The organism is Povalibacter uvarum (assembly GCF_014202975.1).
Classification (GTDB): domain Bacteria; phylum Pseudomonadota; class Gammaproteobacteria; order Steroidobacterales; family Steroidobacteraceae; genus Steroidobacter; species Steroidobacter uvarum.
In genome coordinates, this window is sequence record NZ_JACHHZ010000006.1 from 312,960 (window position 1) to 329,838 (window position 16,879).

Consider the following 16,879-nt stretch of genomic DNA (forward strand, 5'->3'; position numbering starts at 1 on the left):
AGGCAGCGAGCGGCGAGCTATGAGCGGCGAGCCAGAATCGGAAGGAAAGCGAGACTGGCGTGGACGTCCGCGCTACTTCTCGATCTTTTCGTACTCGAGCGTTGGTTGATCGCCCGGTCGGAAATAAACGTAGCGGCCACTCATCTCCTTGAGCGCCTGGTCGCGTTCTTCGCGCGTGGCGTACCAATGTTCCTTGTCCCAGTCGTTGCCGACGAGATTGCGAAACGGGTCGGTCGAGCGCAGCTTCACCCGGATGCCGAAGGGACAACGGTTGGGCACCGGTTCGGCGAGGTTGTGTTCGTGACAAATCGGCATGGGCGACCCGGTGGTGAATGGACGGACGCATCATAGCCGCGTCCCGCATCCCTCGACCACTTCCGGCGTTCTCTGGCTCAGAGCTCACAGCTCACAGCTCATCCCCCCCTTCAAAACGACCTCCCCAAGAACAAATAAAACTGCTTGTCCCCTCCCTCATCGAACCCGGTCGCCAGATAGACCGGCCCGAGCGGCGTATCGACACCGAAAAAGAGGCTTGCATCCTTGCGCAGATCGCCGGTGCTGACGTCATCCCGTCGCAGCCACGTGTTGCCTGCCTCCAGAGAGAAACCTGCGTAGGCGGGAAGATCCAGCACACCTGAACCGCCGCGGCCGATCTTGCGGTAGTAGATGAGTCGAGCGATGCCGAAGTGCGGGCCGGACAGGTAGCCTGGCGGCAGGCCGGACAGATTGAAGAAGCCGCCGAGGGAGAAGAAATCCTCGGGCCGGGTCAGATCGTCGACCGTGGTGCCGATGTCGGTCGAGAAGACGAACGTGTGCCGATCGATCGACCGCGCGATCAGCCAGGTCGTGACGAACGCGTCGAATTCCTGGTCCGCGCCGAAGTTCGTGCGCTCGCCGCGCCACTCGAACTCGAACAACTGGCCTTTGCGCGGGAAGTAGAGACTGTCGAGCTTGTCGTACGAGAAGCGCGCGAACACGCCACCGCGACTGAAATCATCCGGCGGCAGCGTTGGATCGCCGATGAGTACGTGAGAACGCCCTTCGCCCCGACGCACGCCGAGACGAACCTCGCCCCAGTTCGACAGCTCGCGACCAACGTCTAGACCTCCCTGCAATGTGCGCACGCGATATTCGGCGATGCGGTTCTCATCCTGCAGCGTAAACACGCTGCGCTCCTCGAAGCCGACTTGCGGCGCGACGAAGTAGCGGCTCGCCAGCGACAACGGCTGATAGAACTCGGTGAACACGCGCGGGTTCTCGCCGATCTGCAGGTCCGTCAGCCATTCGGCGCCGAGGGAATTGAGCTCGGTCATGATGAAGCGCATCGCGGCGTTGTAGCGACTGTTGCCCTCGAAGTCGTCTTCGAGATTCAGGCCGAAGCGCGCGTAGTTCGGGCCCCAGCTCTTCCGGCGCAGGCTCATTTCGAGCCCGGTCTGTCCGTCGTCTTCGACGAGCGTGTAGTCGATCGTCTCGAAGAGATCGAGCGCGTACAACGACGACAGCTGCTGACGCAGCGTCTCGGGATCGAGCGGCTTGCCGATCACGTCCTCCATCGTCGCATCGACGAGTCGCGCGTGATCCTGCGACTGCGCATCGGCGCGAACGAACTGGATCGTCGGCGTCTGCGTCGATCGCGGATTTCTCCCGGCGAGATATTGACGGTAGTCATCCTCGGAAAGCGCGAGCGCGGACAAACGCGTTCGCGCATCGTTGGCGGACTTCTGCCCTGCTTCCAGAGCGTGCGGCACACGGGAGAAGTCGGTCGACAGGAAACGACCCAGCGGCGGATCGATGATCACATCCGTCGCCGCCAGCTTCTTGCGCTGCTCGAGCGTGCGATTGCGGATCATGATCGCGAACGCCTGGTTGGTGACTTCGAGCGGCGATGCAAGCTGGTCACGGGCGTACAGCGGGAAGCTGACGTCCACGACAATCAGCACATCCACATCCATCGCACGTGCGACGTCGATAGGCAGATTCTCGACGAGACCGCCGTCCACGAGCAGGCGACCGTCCCGCTGCGCCGGTGAGAATACGCCTGGCGCGGAAATGCTCGCACGCATTGCCGTTACCAGATCGCCGGACTGCATGAGCACGGCTTCGCCCGTTTCGAGATCGGTGGCCACCGCGCGGAACGGGATCGGCAGTCGATCGAAGTCCTGAATCGTCGCCACCGGCAGCGCCGCGTTGCGCAGGACCTGCTCGAGCTTCTGCCCCTGCACGAGTCCCTGGGGCAGGACGAATCCGTCATCCCGCACACCGAGCGCATAGCGCACGAGGAAATTGCGATCGTCCTGCTTGCGACGGAAGCCCAGCTCCGCTCGCGGCGGACGATCCTGAAACGCGTCCTGCCAGTTGACCGAGCTGATCAGTTCCTCGATCTCCCGCGCCGACATCCCCGACGCATAGAGACCACCGACAACCGCACCCATGCTGGTGCCGGCCACGGCATCGATCGGCACTCGCATTTCGTCCAGCACCTTGAGCACGCCGACGTGGGCTGCGCCGCGTGCCCCTCCGCCGCTGAGCACCAGCCCGACACGAGGCCGTGAAGCGTCCGCCGAAATGGCGGCGGTACTCCATAAGGAAGAGAACAGCAGGATCAGTGCGCCGATCGGCAGGGTATGCAGTCGGTTCATGGTTGTCGTATTCACAGCGCGACAGCGGACGAGGGGATGGTAGCCGATCAGACACTGCAGGTCTGGCCAGCCGGCTAGCTGGCTGGCTCGCGCTGTCCCGCTTGCCCCATCGCGCTATGCCGCTGGCAGTGGCCTCCATTACGCTTTGCTCCCATGCCGCGCCGTCCTCCTTTTGCACTGACCTGCCTGATCGTCGGGCTTGCCGTGCCCAGCCTCGCCGCACCGCCGACGCGGCACGGCAGCGAGGATCTGTCTCAATGGAGCGCTTATGGCGGCGATGCCGGCGGGAATCGCTATGCCGATGCCCGGCAGATCAACCGCGACAACGTCGACCAGCTGGAAGTTGCCTGGACTTACCGGACGGGCGAGCTCGGCGCAGGCTTCAAGCGCGCAGGCAAGCTCACGTTCGAAACCACGCCGATTCTCGTGAACGGGTCGCTGTATCTCAGCACCCCGACCAACATCGTCATCGCGCTGGATCCGGAAGCGGGTCGTGAACGCTGGCGTTTCGATCCGAAGACTCCGCGCGACTTGCCCTATTCCGAAGCGACTTCACGCGGCGTTTCATCATGGATCGATGAGGCATCGCCGCCCGATGCGCCGTGCGCTCATCGCATCTTCATCGGCACGCTGGACGCAAGACTGATCGGTCTCGATGGCCGCACCGGCCAGCTGTGTGCGAGCTTCGGCGACGGCGGAACCGTCGATCTGACTCGCGGCATCCGCATCACCGAGCGAGGTAACTACCTCGTCAGCTCGCCACCCGCGATTTACGGCGACCTGGTCATCACCGGTTCCGCTGTCGGCGACAACGGTGCCGTCGAGCTCGAACGCGGGATCGTGCGCGCATTCGATGCTCGAACAGGACTCCAGCGATGGGCGTGGGACCCCATTCCCTCGGACACTGATGCAGATCTGGCCGCTCGCGGGTGGACGGCAGCAGCGGCAAAGCGGACGGGCGCGGCGAACGCATGGTCGGTACTTTCGATCGATGAAGGCCGCGGCCTCGTGTTCGTGCCGACCGGATCGCCGAGCCCGGATTTCTTTGGCGGCGAACGGTTGGGCGACAACCGCTACGCGAACTCGCTCGTCGCGCTGCGTGCGAGCGATGGCAAGGTGGTATGGCATCAGCAGCTCGTGCATCACGACGTCTGGGACTACGACGTCGCCTCGCAGCCGCTGCTCATCGACATGGAACGGGAAGGCAAATCGATTGCTGCCGTCGTTCAGGCGACGAAGACGGGCATGCTCTTCGTATTCGATCGGGAAACGGGCGAGCCCGTCTTTCCGATCATCGAACGCTCCGTGCCGGCGAGCGATGTCGCGGGCGAATCGACCGCACCGACGCAACCCTTCCCGGCAACACCGGCACTCGTGTCGCACGCCGCGGTGACACCCAACGATGCGTGGGGCCTCACGTTCTACGATCGCGGCCGCTGTCGCGATCTGATCGAACAGTATCGATCCGAGGGCATTTTCACTCCGCCGAGCGTGAAGGGTTCGATCATGTCGCCGGGCTACGCAGGCGGCGTGAACTGGGGCAGCCTTGCGTTCGACGCACAGCGACAACTCGTCATCGCCGCGGTGAACAACGTGCCGATGGTCGTCACTCTCATTCCTCGCGATGACTTCGATGCGAAACGGTCTGGCGACTGGCCCCACTCGGAGTTCGCCCGACAGCAAGGCACTCCTTACGGCATGCGGCGCGAGCCGTTGCTGTCACCGCTGGGCCTGCCGTGCACGCCGCCGCCATGGGGAACACTCGCGGCCGTGGATCTGAAACGCAACACGATCCGCTGGCAAACCATGCTGGGATCGACGCGGGGCAAGACGCCGTGGTTCGTTCCGCCCGCGACATTGGGCATGCCCAACATGGGCGGACCGATCGCAACGGCGGGCGGCCTCATCTTCATCGCCGCCACGACCGACGACTATCTGCGTGCGTTCGACATCGAAACCGGTCGCGAACTCTGGAAATCCCGCCTCCCCGCGGGAGGCCAGGCAACCCCGATGAGTTATGAGCTGAACGGCCGCCAGTACGTCGTCATCGCCGCGGGTGGGCACGGCGGCCTCGGCACGACGCGCGGCGATTACGTGGTGGCGTTCGCGCTCCCGAAAGCGTAAAGAAAAGTCCACACCTGAGCGGGAGAGGTCGTGGGGTGGACGGATCATCTATGATGCTGTCGCCGCCTCTGCTGCAGCAGCACCGCGCGGCGTCGCCCCGCATCAGTCGAGAGAGTTCTGTGAAGTCCGCCATTCGCCTCGGTGTTTTCAGTGTCCTCTGTGCCAGCGTCCCTGCCGCGACGATCGCCGCGGAGCAGGTCGATGAAGTCGTCGTCACCGCCACGCGTCGCGCCGAACAGCTCCGCGACTACGCAGGCAGCATTTCACTCGTCGGCGACGATGCAGTGGCAATGGTCGGATCGACGCATCACAGCGAGATCATCAACCGTGCCGCGGGCGCGATGATCCAGCGCAACAGCGGCGAGGAAAGCCTGACCGCGATTCGTTCGCCGGTGCTTTCGGGCCCAGGCTCCTGCGGCGTCTTCCTCTTTCTCGAGAACAGCATTCCGATCCGTCCCGTCGGCTTCTGCAACGTCAACGAGCTCTTCGAAGTGAACACGGAAGAAGCGCGCTCCATCGAAGTGCTGCGCGGCCCTGCCGGCGTCGTGTACGGCTCGGGTGCGATGCACGGAGCGGTGAACGTGCTTCAGGCTTCACCCAACCAGCTGCCGCGCGCAGGGCTCGGCATCGAAAGCGGTCCCGACGAGTTCTATCGCGGCAAGTTCGCTTTCAGCACCGTCGGACAGAGCACGGACTTCGGTGTCGTCGGTCTCGCCTCTCATGACGGCGGCTGGCGCGATGATTCGGGACTCGAAGAGCAGAAGCTCAATGCCCAACTCGTCCATCGCTCGGACAAGTCGACGATGGGACTCAGCCTGGCGGCGACGAACCTCAACCAGGAAACGGCCGGTTTCATCCAGGGCGAGAATGCGTACAAGGATCCGGCGATCGCGAAATCGAATCCGAATCCCGAGGCCTATCGCGATGCCTACGCGGTGCGGCTCACCGGCCAGTATCAACGCCCCTTGAGCGAACGGGTCCAGCTCGACGTGCGTCCTTACGTCCGTCACTCGCGCATGGACTTCCTCCAGCACTTCCTGATCGGCAAGCCCACCGAGGAGAATGGCCAGGATTCCGTGGGTGTACTGACTGCACTGCAGATCGACGCATTCACCAACACAAGTCTGCTGACCGGAATTGACATCGAGTTCGCCGACGGCTTCCTGAAGGAAACGCAGGACGGGCCGGCAACCGACGGTACCCCCGCGGCCAATGCAATCCGGCCGGCCGGCAAGCATTACGACTACGACGTGCGCAGTTCCGTGGCGGCGCTGTACGGCCAGCTCGACCAGCCGTTCGCCCAGCGCTGGAAGTTCAGCGCAGGCGTGCGGCTCGAGTACGTCGGCTACGACTACGACAATCACATGATCAACGGCAACACGCGCGACGACGGCACGACCTGCCCTGGCGCGGGTTGCCTGTACAGCCGGCCGGCTGATCGCAGCGACGATTTTACGAACGCGAGCGGGAAGCTCGGGCTCACTTACTCGCTTGGCGAATTCCACACGTTGTATGCCGCGGGAACACGCGGCTATCGAGCTCCCGACACGAGTGAGCTGTATCGGCTCCAGCGCCAGCAGTCGATCGCGGATCTCGATTCCGAAGAGCTGGACAGCGCCGAGATCGGTGCACGCGGCCAGTTCTCGGCATTGCGCTACTCGATCGCCGGCTTCTGGATGAACAAGGACAACGTCATCTTCCGCGACGCCAATGCGTTCAACGTCAGCGACGGCCGCACCAAGCATCGCGGTGTCGAGTACGAGTTGAACTGGGCCGTGATCGATTCACTGAGCCTCGGCGTCGCCGGCACTTACGCGAAGCACACGTACGACTTCAATCGCACGGTCGAGCAAGGTGAAACGATCGTCGCCGGACGCGATGTCGATACCGCGCCGCGTCGCGTCAACACGGCCCGCATCGACTGGCGCCCGATCGACTCGATCGGTACGGAACTGGAGTGGGTCGGCGTCGGCCGTTACTTCGTCGATGCGGCGAACGCGCATGAATACGAAGGCCACGACCTGCTGAACCTGCGTGTCTCCTGGCGCGCGACCGACAACTGGACCGCCCTCGTCCGCGTCAACAATCTCACCGACCGCGCGTATGCGGATCGCGCCGACTTCGCTTTCGGCAACTATCGATACTTCCCGGGCCGCGACCGGACGGTGTTCGTCGAAGTGAATTACCGGGCGCAGTAGCTCCGTAAGGACTCAGAACACCACCACACTCCGGATCGACTCCCCGCGATGCATCAGATCGAATGAATCATTGATCTTTTCCAGCGGCAGCTGGTGCGTGATCAGGTCGTCGATATTGATCTTGCCGTCCATGTACCAGTCGACGATCTTCGGTACATCGGTGCGGCCGCGGGCGCCACCGAACGCGGTGCCCTTCCAGACGCGACCCGTCACCAGCTGGAACGGTCGCGTCTTGATCTCCTGTCCCGCGCCCGCGACGCCGATGATGACGGAAACGCCCCAGCCGCGATGGCAGCATTCCAGTGCCTGGCGCATCAGGTCCACGTGACCGACGCACTCGAAGCTGTAGTCCGCCCCGCCGTCGGTGAGTTCGACCAGATGCGGCACGAGATCGCCTTCGACTTCCTTCGGATTCACGAAGTGCGTCATGCCGAACTTTCGCGCCAGCGCTTCGCGACGCGGATTCAGATCGACACCGATGATCTTGTTGGCGCCGACCATCCGTGCGCCCTGAATGACGTTCAGGCCGATGCCACCGAGACCGAAGACGACGACGTTCGCCCCCGCTTCGACCTTCGCCGTATTGATCACGGCACCGATGCCCGTGGTCACGCCGCAGCCGATGTAGCAGATCTTCTCGAACGGCGCGTCCTCACGGACTTTCGCGACCGCGATTTCCGGCAGCACCGTGTAATTCGAGAAGGTCGAACAGCCCATGTAGTGGTGGATCTTCTCCTTGCCGATCGAGAATCGGCTGGAGCCGTCCGGCATCACGCCCTTGCCCTGGGTCGCACGAATCGCCGTGCATAGATTGGTCTTGCGCGACAGGCACGATTTGCATTGCCTGCATTCCGGCGTATAGAGCGGAATGACATGGTCGCCCTTGCGCACGGACGTCACTCCCGGGCCGACGTCCACGACGACGCCCGCGCCTTCGTGACCGAAAATCACCGGGAACAAGCCTTCGGGGTCCGCGCCCGAACGTGTGAATTCATCGGTGTGGCAGATTCCGGTCGCCCGGATTTCGACCAGGACCTCTCCCGCGCGCGGACCATCGAGATCGACCGTAGTGACTTCGAGCGGTTTGCCCGCTGCATACGCAACCGCGGCTTTCGTTTTCATGACCTGACCTCGTTGATCCGATGAGAAGCGACGATCAAGCGTACGCCGTCGAAGAACTGTTGACCAACGCTAGCGAGAAGGCTCAGGAAGAAGACTGAAGAAGAAGATCTCCACGGGGCACACGGGGGCCACGGGGGCCAGATCCGAAAAGACATACATCTGTTCTGTGCTCTTCCCCGTGGATCCCCGTGTACCCCGTGGAAACTCCGTCTCTTCTCCGATCTCCCCAATTCAGGGAAAGCCGCAATTCGTCCGCCGCTTGCATACAAGCCCCCCGTGCGCGGCGAAGCGAGGACTGCGCGCGGCACTTCGGCTGGCACTCCGTCCGCGAATGTAGAGAATAGCCACGCTCTTTCGGCCGAACAGAACGAGGTCCCATGCGCACCCTGTCACTCGCTGTGCTGCTTGTCGCCGCTCCTCTCGCATTCGCGGCACCGCCCGATGCTCCGTCCCGCAAGTTCGAAGGCAAGGACCTGTTCGGGCTGCAGGTCGCAACCGATCCGCAGATCCGTCCCGACGGCCGCGTGATTGCTTACACGCGCGTCGCGTATGACGTCATGAACGATCGTGCCCGCCGCTCGATCTGGCTGATCGATGTCGAGACCGGCACACAGACTCCCCTGATCACCGGCAACGCTTCGAACTCCTCGCCGCGCTGGTCGCTGGATGGCAAGCGGCTCGCGTACGTGTCGACGGCCGAAGAAGGCCGGCCACAGCTCTTCGTGCGCTGGATGGAAACGGGACAGTCCGCGCGTCTCGCGGAACTCACCGACGCACCGGGCGACCTCGCGTGGTCGAACGACGGCAAGTCCATTGCGTTCACGATGTTCGCCCCGGACGACAAGTCGAAGCTCGGTGAAGCACCGCCGAAGCCCGAAGGCGCGCAGTGGGCGGCCCCTCTCGAAGTCATTACCGACATCACCTACCGTGCCGACGGTGCCGGTTATCTCAAGCCTGGCTACACGCATGTGTATGTCGTCGCCGCGGACGGCAGCGCCCCGCGGCAGCTCACGTTCGGCGCATTCAACGAAGCCGGACCGCTGACCTGGTCGCATGACGACAAGTACATCTACGCAACCGGCAACCGCGACGAGAACTGGCGCCGCGAACCGGTGAACACCGAGATCTACCGCATCGCTCTCGCGGACACCTCGCTGACCGAGATCACGAAGCGCGTCGGACCGGATGCGCAGCCGGTGATGTCGCCGGACGGCACGAAGCTCGCGTACGTCGGCTTCGATGACAAGCTGATGGCCTATACGAACGTCCGCGTGTACGTCGCCAATCCGGACGGCACCGACAGCCGTTCGCTGACGGATTCCCTGGATCGATCGGTGGGCGCCGTTTCGTGGTCCGCCGACAGCCGCAGCCTGGTCATTCAGTACGACGATCACGGCGTGATGAAGCTCGAGCGGCTGCAACTCAACGGCAAACGCGAGCCGATCGCGGAAGGCTTGAGCGGCGCAGGGCTCGATCGGCCCTACACCGGTGGCGAGTTCACGGTCGCCGACAACGGCACCGTCGCGTTCACTACGGGCAGCGGCGTTCGTCCGTCTGATGTCTCCGTCGCACGTCGCGGCAAGGTCACGCAGCTCACGCGCCTGAACGATTCGTTCCTCGGCGCCAAGACGATGGGCGAAGTGAAGGCGCTGCCCGTGAAGTCGAGCTTCGACCAGCGCCCGATCGGCGCCTGGGTCGTGTTGCCGCCGGACTTCGACAGCTCGAAGAAGTACCCGCTGATCCTGGAAATCCATGGCGGTCCTTATGCCGCCTATGGCCCGACGTTCTCGACGGACTATCAGCTCTATGCGAGCGCCGGTTACGTCGTGCTCTACACCAACCCGCGCGGATCGACTTCGTACGGCGCTGAATTCGCGAACCTCATTCAGCACGCCTATCCGAGCAACGACTACGACGATCTGATCAGCGCGGTCGATGCCGCAATCGCCGCTGGCTACGTCGACGAGAACAATCTGTTCGTGACGGGCGGTTCGGGTGGCGGCGTGCTCACGGCCTGGATCGTCGGCAAGACGAATCGCTTCGCAGCCGCAGCGACCCAGAAGCCGGTCATCAACTGGGCCAGCACTGTTCTTACGACTGACATCGCGACCTACATGCCGAAGTACTGGTTCAACAAGCTGCCCTGGGAAGATCCCGACAGCTACTGGAAGCGCTCGCCGCTCTCGCTCGTGGGCTCTGTGACGACACCGACGCTCGTCGTCGTGGGCGACCAGGACTTCCGCACTCCCGTCAGCGATTCGGAACAGTATTACCAGGCGCTGCAACTGAAGGGCGTACCGACCGCCCTCGTGAAGGTGCCCGGTGCTTCGCACGGCGGACTGACGGCTCGTCCGTCGCAGTCGGCGGCGAAAGCCAGTGCGATCCTGGCGTGGTTCGAGAAGTACAGGAAGAAGTAGTCGTCACCGATCGGGTGATCGGGCAAGCCGTTGCGGCGGCCTGCCCGATCACACCCCTAAGTCCCATAGCCGCCCTTCCCGCGGTTCCCGAACAATGTCGTCCCGCTCATTCACATCGAGGGACGACGATGAAGAAGAATTCCGCCCTGTCCGCCCTGCTTGGCAGCACCCTGATCGCGATGACCGCGATGGCGGCACCCGGCATCGATGAAGTCGGCGATCCGGACTCGTTCGGCAACAACGTCATCTATCTCGGCATCGCCCAGACTCCCGGCATTTCGCTGCTCGACGACTGCACGCCCGATCCGACGTATCCGCCGGATCCCGAGAGCCGCTGCATCACGCTGAAGCCGCAGCCGCTCACGACGACGTTCGACGAAGGCAAGCTCGACTACATCAAGCTGCCGGGCGGCTCGACGAAAACGCTGATCTGCTTCGCCGTCACGCCCTCGATGAATTTCCAGTTCAACAACCTCACGGGCACGGACCAGCCATCCGCGCGCTTCGTCGCGCGCCCGGTGATCACGATCGAGAGCGATGTGCTGAACGATCCAGCCCTCACCGATCCGTCCACGGGCCTGCCGTTGAGCGGCCGGATCGTCCTGCCGCTGAGCACGTACTCGGAGTCACGCAGTCTCGAGAAAGGCGAGCGTGCACAGAAGCAGATGTTCCTGAGCCGCAGCTGCATCGGCGGCCTCGTGAGCCGTCGCTCGCTGATCGACAACTATGGCTTATCCGACTCGCAGGCGGACACGTTCTTCGGCAAGGAGATCACGCTGATCTTCGGCGCGTCGGGGTCGGCGCAGCTCGTCGACTACGCAACCTATTTTTATGGGATCAGGTTGTACGGGGACCGGTGAGAACTGATGGGGTCCGGTGATCAGGGAATGATCACCGGACCACGAACTTCCTACCTGACCGATCCGCGTCGAAACAGATTCACGATTGCGAGCAGAACCACCGCGCCCGCCAGCGACACCAGGAACGTCGCGATACTGACACCTTCATTGATGGTGCCGATCCCGAGCATCGGAGAAATGATGAAGCCCGCCAGCAGCGCGCCGACTATGCCGACGATGACGTTCAGCAGAATGCCCTGCTGTGCGTCGGTGCGCATGATGATGCTGGCCAGCCAGCCGACGACGCCTCCGACGATCAACCAGATGAGGATGCCCATGAGCCGCTTCTCCTGTTCTTGACAGAATCGATCACAGAATCGTGACCGCGGCAGCTTGGTTCCCTGTTTGTTGTACCGTCAATGCGTAAAGCGTGAAACGAGCCGGGCAATGACCGCACGGCGAGGATCTTCCGGCAAATAGCGAACCGTCACCTGGGAGCCGACGGCGGGCAGTGACGCCACATCACCCGACAGGACGCGCCGGTCGGTGTGGCAGCAGCGAAAAATCTCTGGCGATCCTTCCGGCTGAAACTCGAAATACACACGGGGGAAACTTCCTGCGACCGGCGGTCGCCACACACCGGTGATGCGCCCCTGCGCGATGTGCCCTTCCTTGACGATCTGCTGGGCTGCCAGCAGTCCGCGCAACGCAATCTTGCCGGACAGGACCATGGCAAGCACAACGCCGCCGCAGAAGGCAATGAGGGAAGGAAGTTCGATGACCATGGGACCCGAGACTGCCCGCGAGACCCGGGCGCAGCAGTGCAACAGATCACGAAACCCCGCCATTCAGGGGAAGTCGGGGCCGATAAGCGGACCTGGTTATCAGGATGCAGGCGCGGGGCAGCGCGGCAAAACGGGCTCGCGCGGCTTCAGTTTCCCGAGCGCGGCTTCCGGCACGAGGATTTCGACGCGTCGATTGAGCCGGTGGGCCTCCTCGGTCGCCGAGAAATCCAGCGGTCGCCGCTTACCGAGGCTCACGACCTGAATTCGACGCCGCGGGATACCGGCCTCGATCAGGACCTCACGTACTGCTTCGGCACGCCGCAAAGCGAGCGCTGAGTTGTAGCTGCACGTCCCCGTCTGATCGGCATGCCCAACGACGACGATGCGATCCGCGTTCGCGCGCCGCAGTTCGCGAGCCAGGTTCGCAGCGGCTCCCGCCACCGAGCCCCGGAATCGCGACTCGCCGTGACAGAAATGCAGCGACTGCGGAACCTGTTGGAGCGACGGATCCGAGTACGTCGCAATCTGCGGGCTGCGCCCGGGCACACTGCCGTCCCATGCCACTTCGACAGGCTCGGAAGCAGCAGTCGGCGCACCACCCGTGTCTTCATGGAAATCCAGAAGCTGGCGGCGAAGCGCCACGACGCCGCTGTCGGAGCAACTATCCGCCAACAGCGTCCTCGCTCCCGCGAGATCCGGCGGCGCCCTTTCGCCGGTGCGCGGATCGATGGGGCGACGCAGCAAGCGGGACGCGCGTGTCAGTTGCACCGCTTCGCCCAGCGCCGTTTCACGAAACTCCGTGGCAAGCCGATCAACGATCGCATCGGCATCTGCTTCCCGGGTCCGGCCGCCCAGCAGCAGGGCGCGACCGAGATCATCGCGCAGAGCGCCCTTCTCATCCGTCAGCAGTTGCAGCGCTTCGCGATCACGGTTGCTCTGCGGCGTCTCGATACGAATCGGCATCGGCTCCGTCACCACATCCTCGACGTCATCGCCGAGATGCAGCCGGACACGGACTTCGTACGCACCAGCCGTTGGAAACGTCCACGCTTCCGCGTCGAAGAAGATCGGTACCGTCTGTTCCGTGCGCTCACCGGGCGCCAGCATCGCTTCGTCATCGTCGATCGGCTCGTACCACGCGATGGGTTGAACCACCGACCACGGCGCACCGGGCGCCCCTCGTACTTCGATGCGAACGATCCCGTATCCCGGCGACAACCGCCCCGCCAGCGGCAGCGTCCTTTCGCCGCGATTCGTCGCCGTGATGCGAATCGCAACCGGATAGCCCAGTGGATACGCAGCGGGAAGCGCCTGCACGGCAAGCGCCACGTCGGGCGGCTTGCTCTCACCGTCGTCTGTTGCGGCTTCGGCCGCGGAGATACCGACGAGCGACTTCAACCGCCGCATCGCGAAGCGCCAGCGAGAGCTTTGCGGCTCGGCCACGATCGTCGCGCGCAAGTCACGACACGTCGACGGTGAGCCGAACAGGAACGGCGCGCTTTCGCGCCCCGGCAACACGTCACCAGGACGCGCGCTTTGAAAGAAGCGAATGGTCTGCGGACTCAGCGCCATGAGGGGTCGCTCGCGCAGACTCCAGTTCAGTTCGCGGGTGTTGTCGGAGATACAGCGCGTCGGCGCTTCGATGGTGAGACGCTCGTCGGGCATCTGCGCCGCTTCGCCATGGCTGCGGTTCAATGCGTGCAGAAGCTCGTGAATGAACGTCCGCAGTTGCAGCAGTGGAATCGAGTCAGCCTGTCGTTCCTGGAAGCGCGCCGCGATTTCACCCGGCGCGATCGCGAAGCCTTCGCGATCCGTCGCATCGAACATCAGACCGAACAGATCCTCGCCTGTGTCCGATACGATCGCCGGTGTGAGCATCGCATAGAGCTGGGCATCCGCTTCGGCCTGTGGCGCGCTGCCGCGCCATGCCTGCGCGAACGCATAGAGATCCGCTCGATCGAGCTTTCCGCTCTTCGCCGCGAACGGCAGCACGCGTTCGTTCGCGCGGATCCGCACCTCGATGCCGCCTGAACCGAGCACGGACGCAACGGATACGGCGTCGTCTTCGACGGGAACTTCGAGCGCTATGGGATCGACGCGATCGAAGCGATCGAGCTCGATGTCCAGGGAGAATCGTTGCCGGGCACAGGCGGGGTCGGCGCAGTCCGTTCCGCCGGCGAGCAAAGCCCAGAGGAATGCTCCGGTCACCAGCGCTGCCAGCACGCCGACGATGGGAGCGAGGCGTCGCAGCAGCTTCATCATGCCGTCAGAGGGTCGTCAACGACGCGTGTCGAACGCCATGCGCAGTGCAAGCAGCCCCAGCACCGTGCCCATGAACCAGCGCTGGATGCGACTCCACAACGGGCGAGTCGCAAGGAAGCTCGCGAAGCTTCCGGCAGTGAAGATGATCGCGGTGTTCACCGTGACGCTGATACAGATCTGCGTCAGCCCGAGCTGCAGGCTCTGCAGTAGCACACTGCCGCGCTCCGGGTCGACGAACTGCGGGAACAGCGACAGATACAGCATCGCGATCTTCGGATTGAGCAGGCTCGTCAGCAATCCCATTCCGAACAGGCGATGAGGCGGATCGATGTCGAGCGCACGCGGCTGAAACGGCGACGCGCCGCCGGGGCGCAAAGCGTTCCACGCCAGATATCCCAGATACGCCGCACCTGCGAGACGCAGCGCGTCGTACGCATAAGGAACCGCGGCGAACAGAGCAGTAATGCCGAACGCCGCGAGCAAAACGTAGACGGCGAATCCGGCCGCGATGCCCCCGAGCGAAATCATCCCCGCCTGCCGGCCCTGGCAGATCGATCTCGACACCAGGTACGCCATGTTGGGGCCCGGCGTGATCACCATGGCGAAGGCGACCGCCGCGAAGGCGAGGAACGTCGTGACGGAAATCATCCCTCCCACGCCTCCAATATTTCCCCCTTGTCGAATCCGTGAACGACCGTCCCCCGTATATCGATCACAGGGACGCCGTTGCCGCCGAGGGCTTCGTAGCGTTCACGGCCCTCGTCGGACTTCTCGATGTCATATTCCTTGTAAGGAATGCCCTTGTCCTCGAAGAGCTCGCGGGTCTTGGCGCAGTAGCCGCACCAGGAGGTGGAATAGAGGATCACTTCGCCGCTGCCGGTGACTGCGGGGGTGCCGTCGAAGAACCGGTCGATCCGATCCCAGTTGAGCCACAACCCGAGGGCCAGCAACCCGATGATTATGTTTCTCATGTTGCGGATTGTATGTGTGCGCCGCGGCGACGACACGAGACATTGCGCAAACTCGCATGGATTCCGCAATGGCGGGCGGCGCTATACTGACCGGGCCATCCCACATGGCATCCGGGAGTTCGCAAGGTAATGCGTTCCTCGACCGCGAATCGCCGCGCATTGGCCTCCCTTTGGCTGTGTGCCTGCATACCTGCGGCCGCGACGGCGGGCGACTTCGGCGGCTCCATCGGCGTCACCAGCGATTATTTCTATCGCGGCGTTTCGCAAAGCCAGGGCAATCCGGCGCTGCAGGCCGACCTCCACTATCGGTCGGGCGGGTGGTCCGCCGGTGTCTGGAGCTCCCGGGCGGATATGGATCGTGACGAGGGCCCTGCGAGCGAAATCGATCTCTATATCCGACGCGACTGGACGCTCGGCAATAACTGGGATGTCGGCGTTGCACTGACTCACTACACGTACCCGGACGATCCGCGGACGTACAGCTACGACTATGACGAAGTGATCGCGACCGCCGGGTATCGGTCCCGTCTTTTCGGAACCATCGCGTTCTCGCCGAACTACACGGGTCACGCCCAGGGGCGCTGGGCCTTCAATGAAAGTGCAACGTCATACGAGCTGACGGCAGTCCAGCCGCTGGCCGGGAAGCTGTCCGCCTCGGCGGGTCTCGGCTACTACGATTTGCCCGCGAGCCTCGACGCCAACTACTGGTTCTGGAACGTGGGAGTGGCCTGCTCTTTCGGTCGCGCCCTTCTCTCGGTGGCCTATATCGACACCGATCGGCCCCGCGAGAGTGGCTATGGGTACGAAACGGTCCCGGACGGCCAGTGGACCGGGTCGCTGGCCTGGCGGTTCTGACCGATTGAACCTGGCATGAGAAACGGCGTACTCACCGACCGACATCATCATGCCAACGAACCCGCCGACATTTCCCGTGCTGCACCCCACCGACCCCCAGGGACGCCCCGAATCGCGGTCGGGATCGTCGAATGAACGCGAACTGCGACTGCTGAAGCGAGTATCGCAGCAGGACCGCGACGCGTTTCGCGAGCTCTACTTCATCTATCACCGCCGGCTCAGCCGGTTCATTTCGCGGCTGACGACGCGCCGCGATCTCGCCGACGAGATCATCAACGACACGCTCTGGACCGTGTGGAGGAAGGCCGGCGACTTCCGCGGCGCCTCGCAGGTCTCGACATGGATTCTCGGCATCGGCTATCGGCAGGCACTGACGGCCCTGCGGCGGGCGGGTGCGCATTCGACACTCGACGAAGCCGCGGGGCGCGAATTTGCGGTCGCTGATGATCTCTACGCGGTCGACGAAACTCGCGACTGGCTCGATCGCGCCCTCGCGAGCCTGCCGATCGAACAACGCACGGTGATCGAGTTCACTTACTACCTGGGTCACTCCTGCGAAGAGATCGCCGTCATCATGGGTTGCCCGGTGAACACGGTGAAGACCCGCATGTTCTACGCCCGCCGCAAACTCAAGGCGGCGCTTTCCCAACTTGCCAACGGAGCCTGA

At 63.5% G+C, this 16,879-nt stretch carries 14 protein-coding genes; 6 read left to right on the top strand and 8 right to left on the bottom strand.

The annotated features are described in order from the left end of the window. Positions 1-72: 72 nt before the first annotated feature. Both HNQ60_RS23735 and HNQ60_RS23740 read right to left on the bottom strand, forming a co-directional pair. Positions 73-315, bottom strand: a complete 243-nt coding sequence (locus tag HNQ60_RS23735; protein WP_184335264.1) for a hypothetical protein — start codon at positions 313-315, stop codon at positions 73-75. Positions 316-425: 110 nt separating this feature from the next. Beyond that, positions 426-2,639, bottom strand: coding sequence for a patatin-like phospholipase family protein (locus HNQ60_RS23740; protein ID WP_184335265.1), 2,214 nt, complete (start codon positions 2,637-2,639; stop codon positions 426-428). A 153-nt stretch (positions 2,640-2,792) separates the two neighbouring features. Here HNQ60_RS23740 and HNQ60_RS23745 point away from each other — a divergent pair, with 153 nt between their 5' ends. Together HNQ60_RS23745 and HNQ60_RS23750 are read left to right on the top strand one after the other, a co-directional pair. Beyond that, a complete protein-coding gene (locus HNQ60_RS23745) occupies positions 2,793-4,763 on the top strand; it encodes a pyrroloquinoline quinone-dependent dehydrogenase (protein WP_184335266.1) in 1,971 nt (656 codons plus the stop codon). Between the two features lie 119 nt (positions 4,764-4,882). Further along, positions 4,883-6,961 carry a TonB-dependent receptor gene (locus HNQ60_RS23750; RefSeq protein WP_184335267.1) on the top strand — a complete coding sequence of 693 codons (2,079 nt, stop codon included), beginning with the start codon at positions 4,883-4,885 and terminating at the stop codon, positions 6,959-6,961. Between the two features lie 12 nt (positions 6,962-6,973). Here the strand turns inward: HNQ60_RS23750 and HNQ60_RS23755 are convergent, their stop codons facing one another. Further along, on the bottom strand, positions 6,974-8,083 hold the full coding sequence (locus tag HNQ60_RS23755) for an S-(hydroxymethyl)glutathione dehydrogenase/class III alcohol dehydrogenase (protein WP_184335268.1): 1,110 nt from the start codon (positions 8,081-8,083) through the stop codon (positions 6,974-6,976). A 377-nt stretch (positions 8,084-8,460) separates the two neighbouring features. On the opposite strand from HNQ60_RS23755, the gene HNQ60_RS23760 reads away from it, so the two are divergent. Both HNQ60_RS23760 and HNQ60_RS23765 read left to right on the top strand, forming a co-directional pair. Beyond that, positions 8,461-10,500 (top strand): alpha/beta hydrolase family protein, encoded by a 2,040-nt coding sequence (locus tag HNQ60_RS23760; protein WP_184335269.1) that lies wholly within the window; start codon positions 8,461-8,463, stop codon positions 10,498-10,500. Between the two features lie 128 nt (positions 10,501-10,628). Continuing rightward, on the top strand, positions 10,629-11,360 hold the full coding sequence (locus tag HNQ60_RS23765) for a hypothetical protein (protein WP_184335270.1): 732 nt from the start codon (positions 10,629-10,631) through the stop codon (positions 11,358-11,360). 50 nt (positions 11,361-11,410) lie between these two features. On the opposite strand, the gene HNQ60_RS23770 is transcribed toward HNQ60_RS23765, so the two are convergent. The 5 genes from HNQ60_RS23770 to HNQ60_RS23790 form a co-directional block, all read right to left on the bottom strand. Then, positions 11,411-11,677, bottom strand: coding sequence for a GlsB/YeaQ/YmgE family stress response membrane protein (locus HNQ60_RS23770; RefSeq protein WP_184335271.1), 267 nt, complete (start codon positions 11,675-11,677; stop codon positions 11,411-11,413). Positions 11,678-11,755: 78 nt separating this feature from the next. After that, complete coding sequence (locus HNQ60_RS23775; protein WP_184335272.1) at positions 11,756-12,124, bottom strand: DUF3592 domain-containing protein; 369 nt, start codon at positions 12,122-12,124, stop codon at positions 11,756-11,758. Positions 12,125-12,223: 99 nt separating this feature from the next. Next, positions 12,224-14,386 (bottom strand): OmpA family protein, encoded by a 2,163-nt coding sequence (locus HNQ60_RS23780; protein ID WP_184335273.1) that lies wholly within the window; start codon positions 14,384-14,386, stop codon positions 12,224-12,226. A gap of 15 nt (positions 14,387-14,401) precedes the next feature. Further along, a complete protein-coding gene (locus HNQ60_RS23785; RefSeq protein ID WP_184335274.1) occupies positions 14,402-15,034 on the bottom strand; it encodes a LysE family translocator in 633 nt (210 codons plus the stop codon). Further along, the gene (locus HNQ60_RS23790; protein WP_184335275.1) at positions 15,031-15,357 is read right to left on the bottom strand and encodes a glutaredoxin family protein; all 327 of its coding nucleotides are present in this window, start codon (positions 15,355-15,357) and stop codon (positions 15,031-15,033) included. Before HNQ60_RS23790 ends, HNQ60_RS23785 begins: the two co-directional genes overlap by 4 nt. A 129-nt stretch (positions 15,358-15,486) precedes the next feature. Between HNQ60_RS23790 and HNQ60_RS23795 the strand changes: the two genes are divergently transcribed. Next, a complete protein-coding gene (locus HNQ60_RS23795) occupies positions 15,487-16,212 on the top strand; it encodes a TorF family putative porin (RefSeq protein ID WP_184335276.1) in 726 nt (241 codons plus the stop codon). Positions 16,213-16,261: 49 nt separating this feature from the next. Continuing rightward, entirely contained in the window at positions 16,262-16,879 is a 618-nt protein-coding gene (locus HNQ60_RS23800; RefSeq protein WP_184335277.1) for a sigma-70 family RNA polymerase sigma factor, read from the top strand.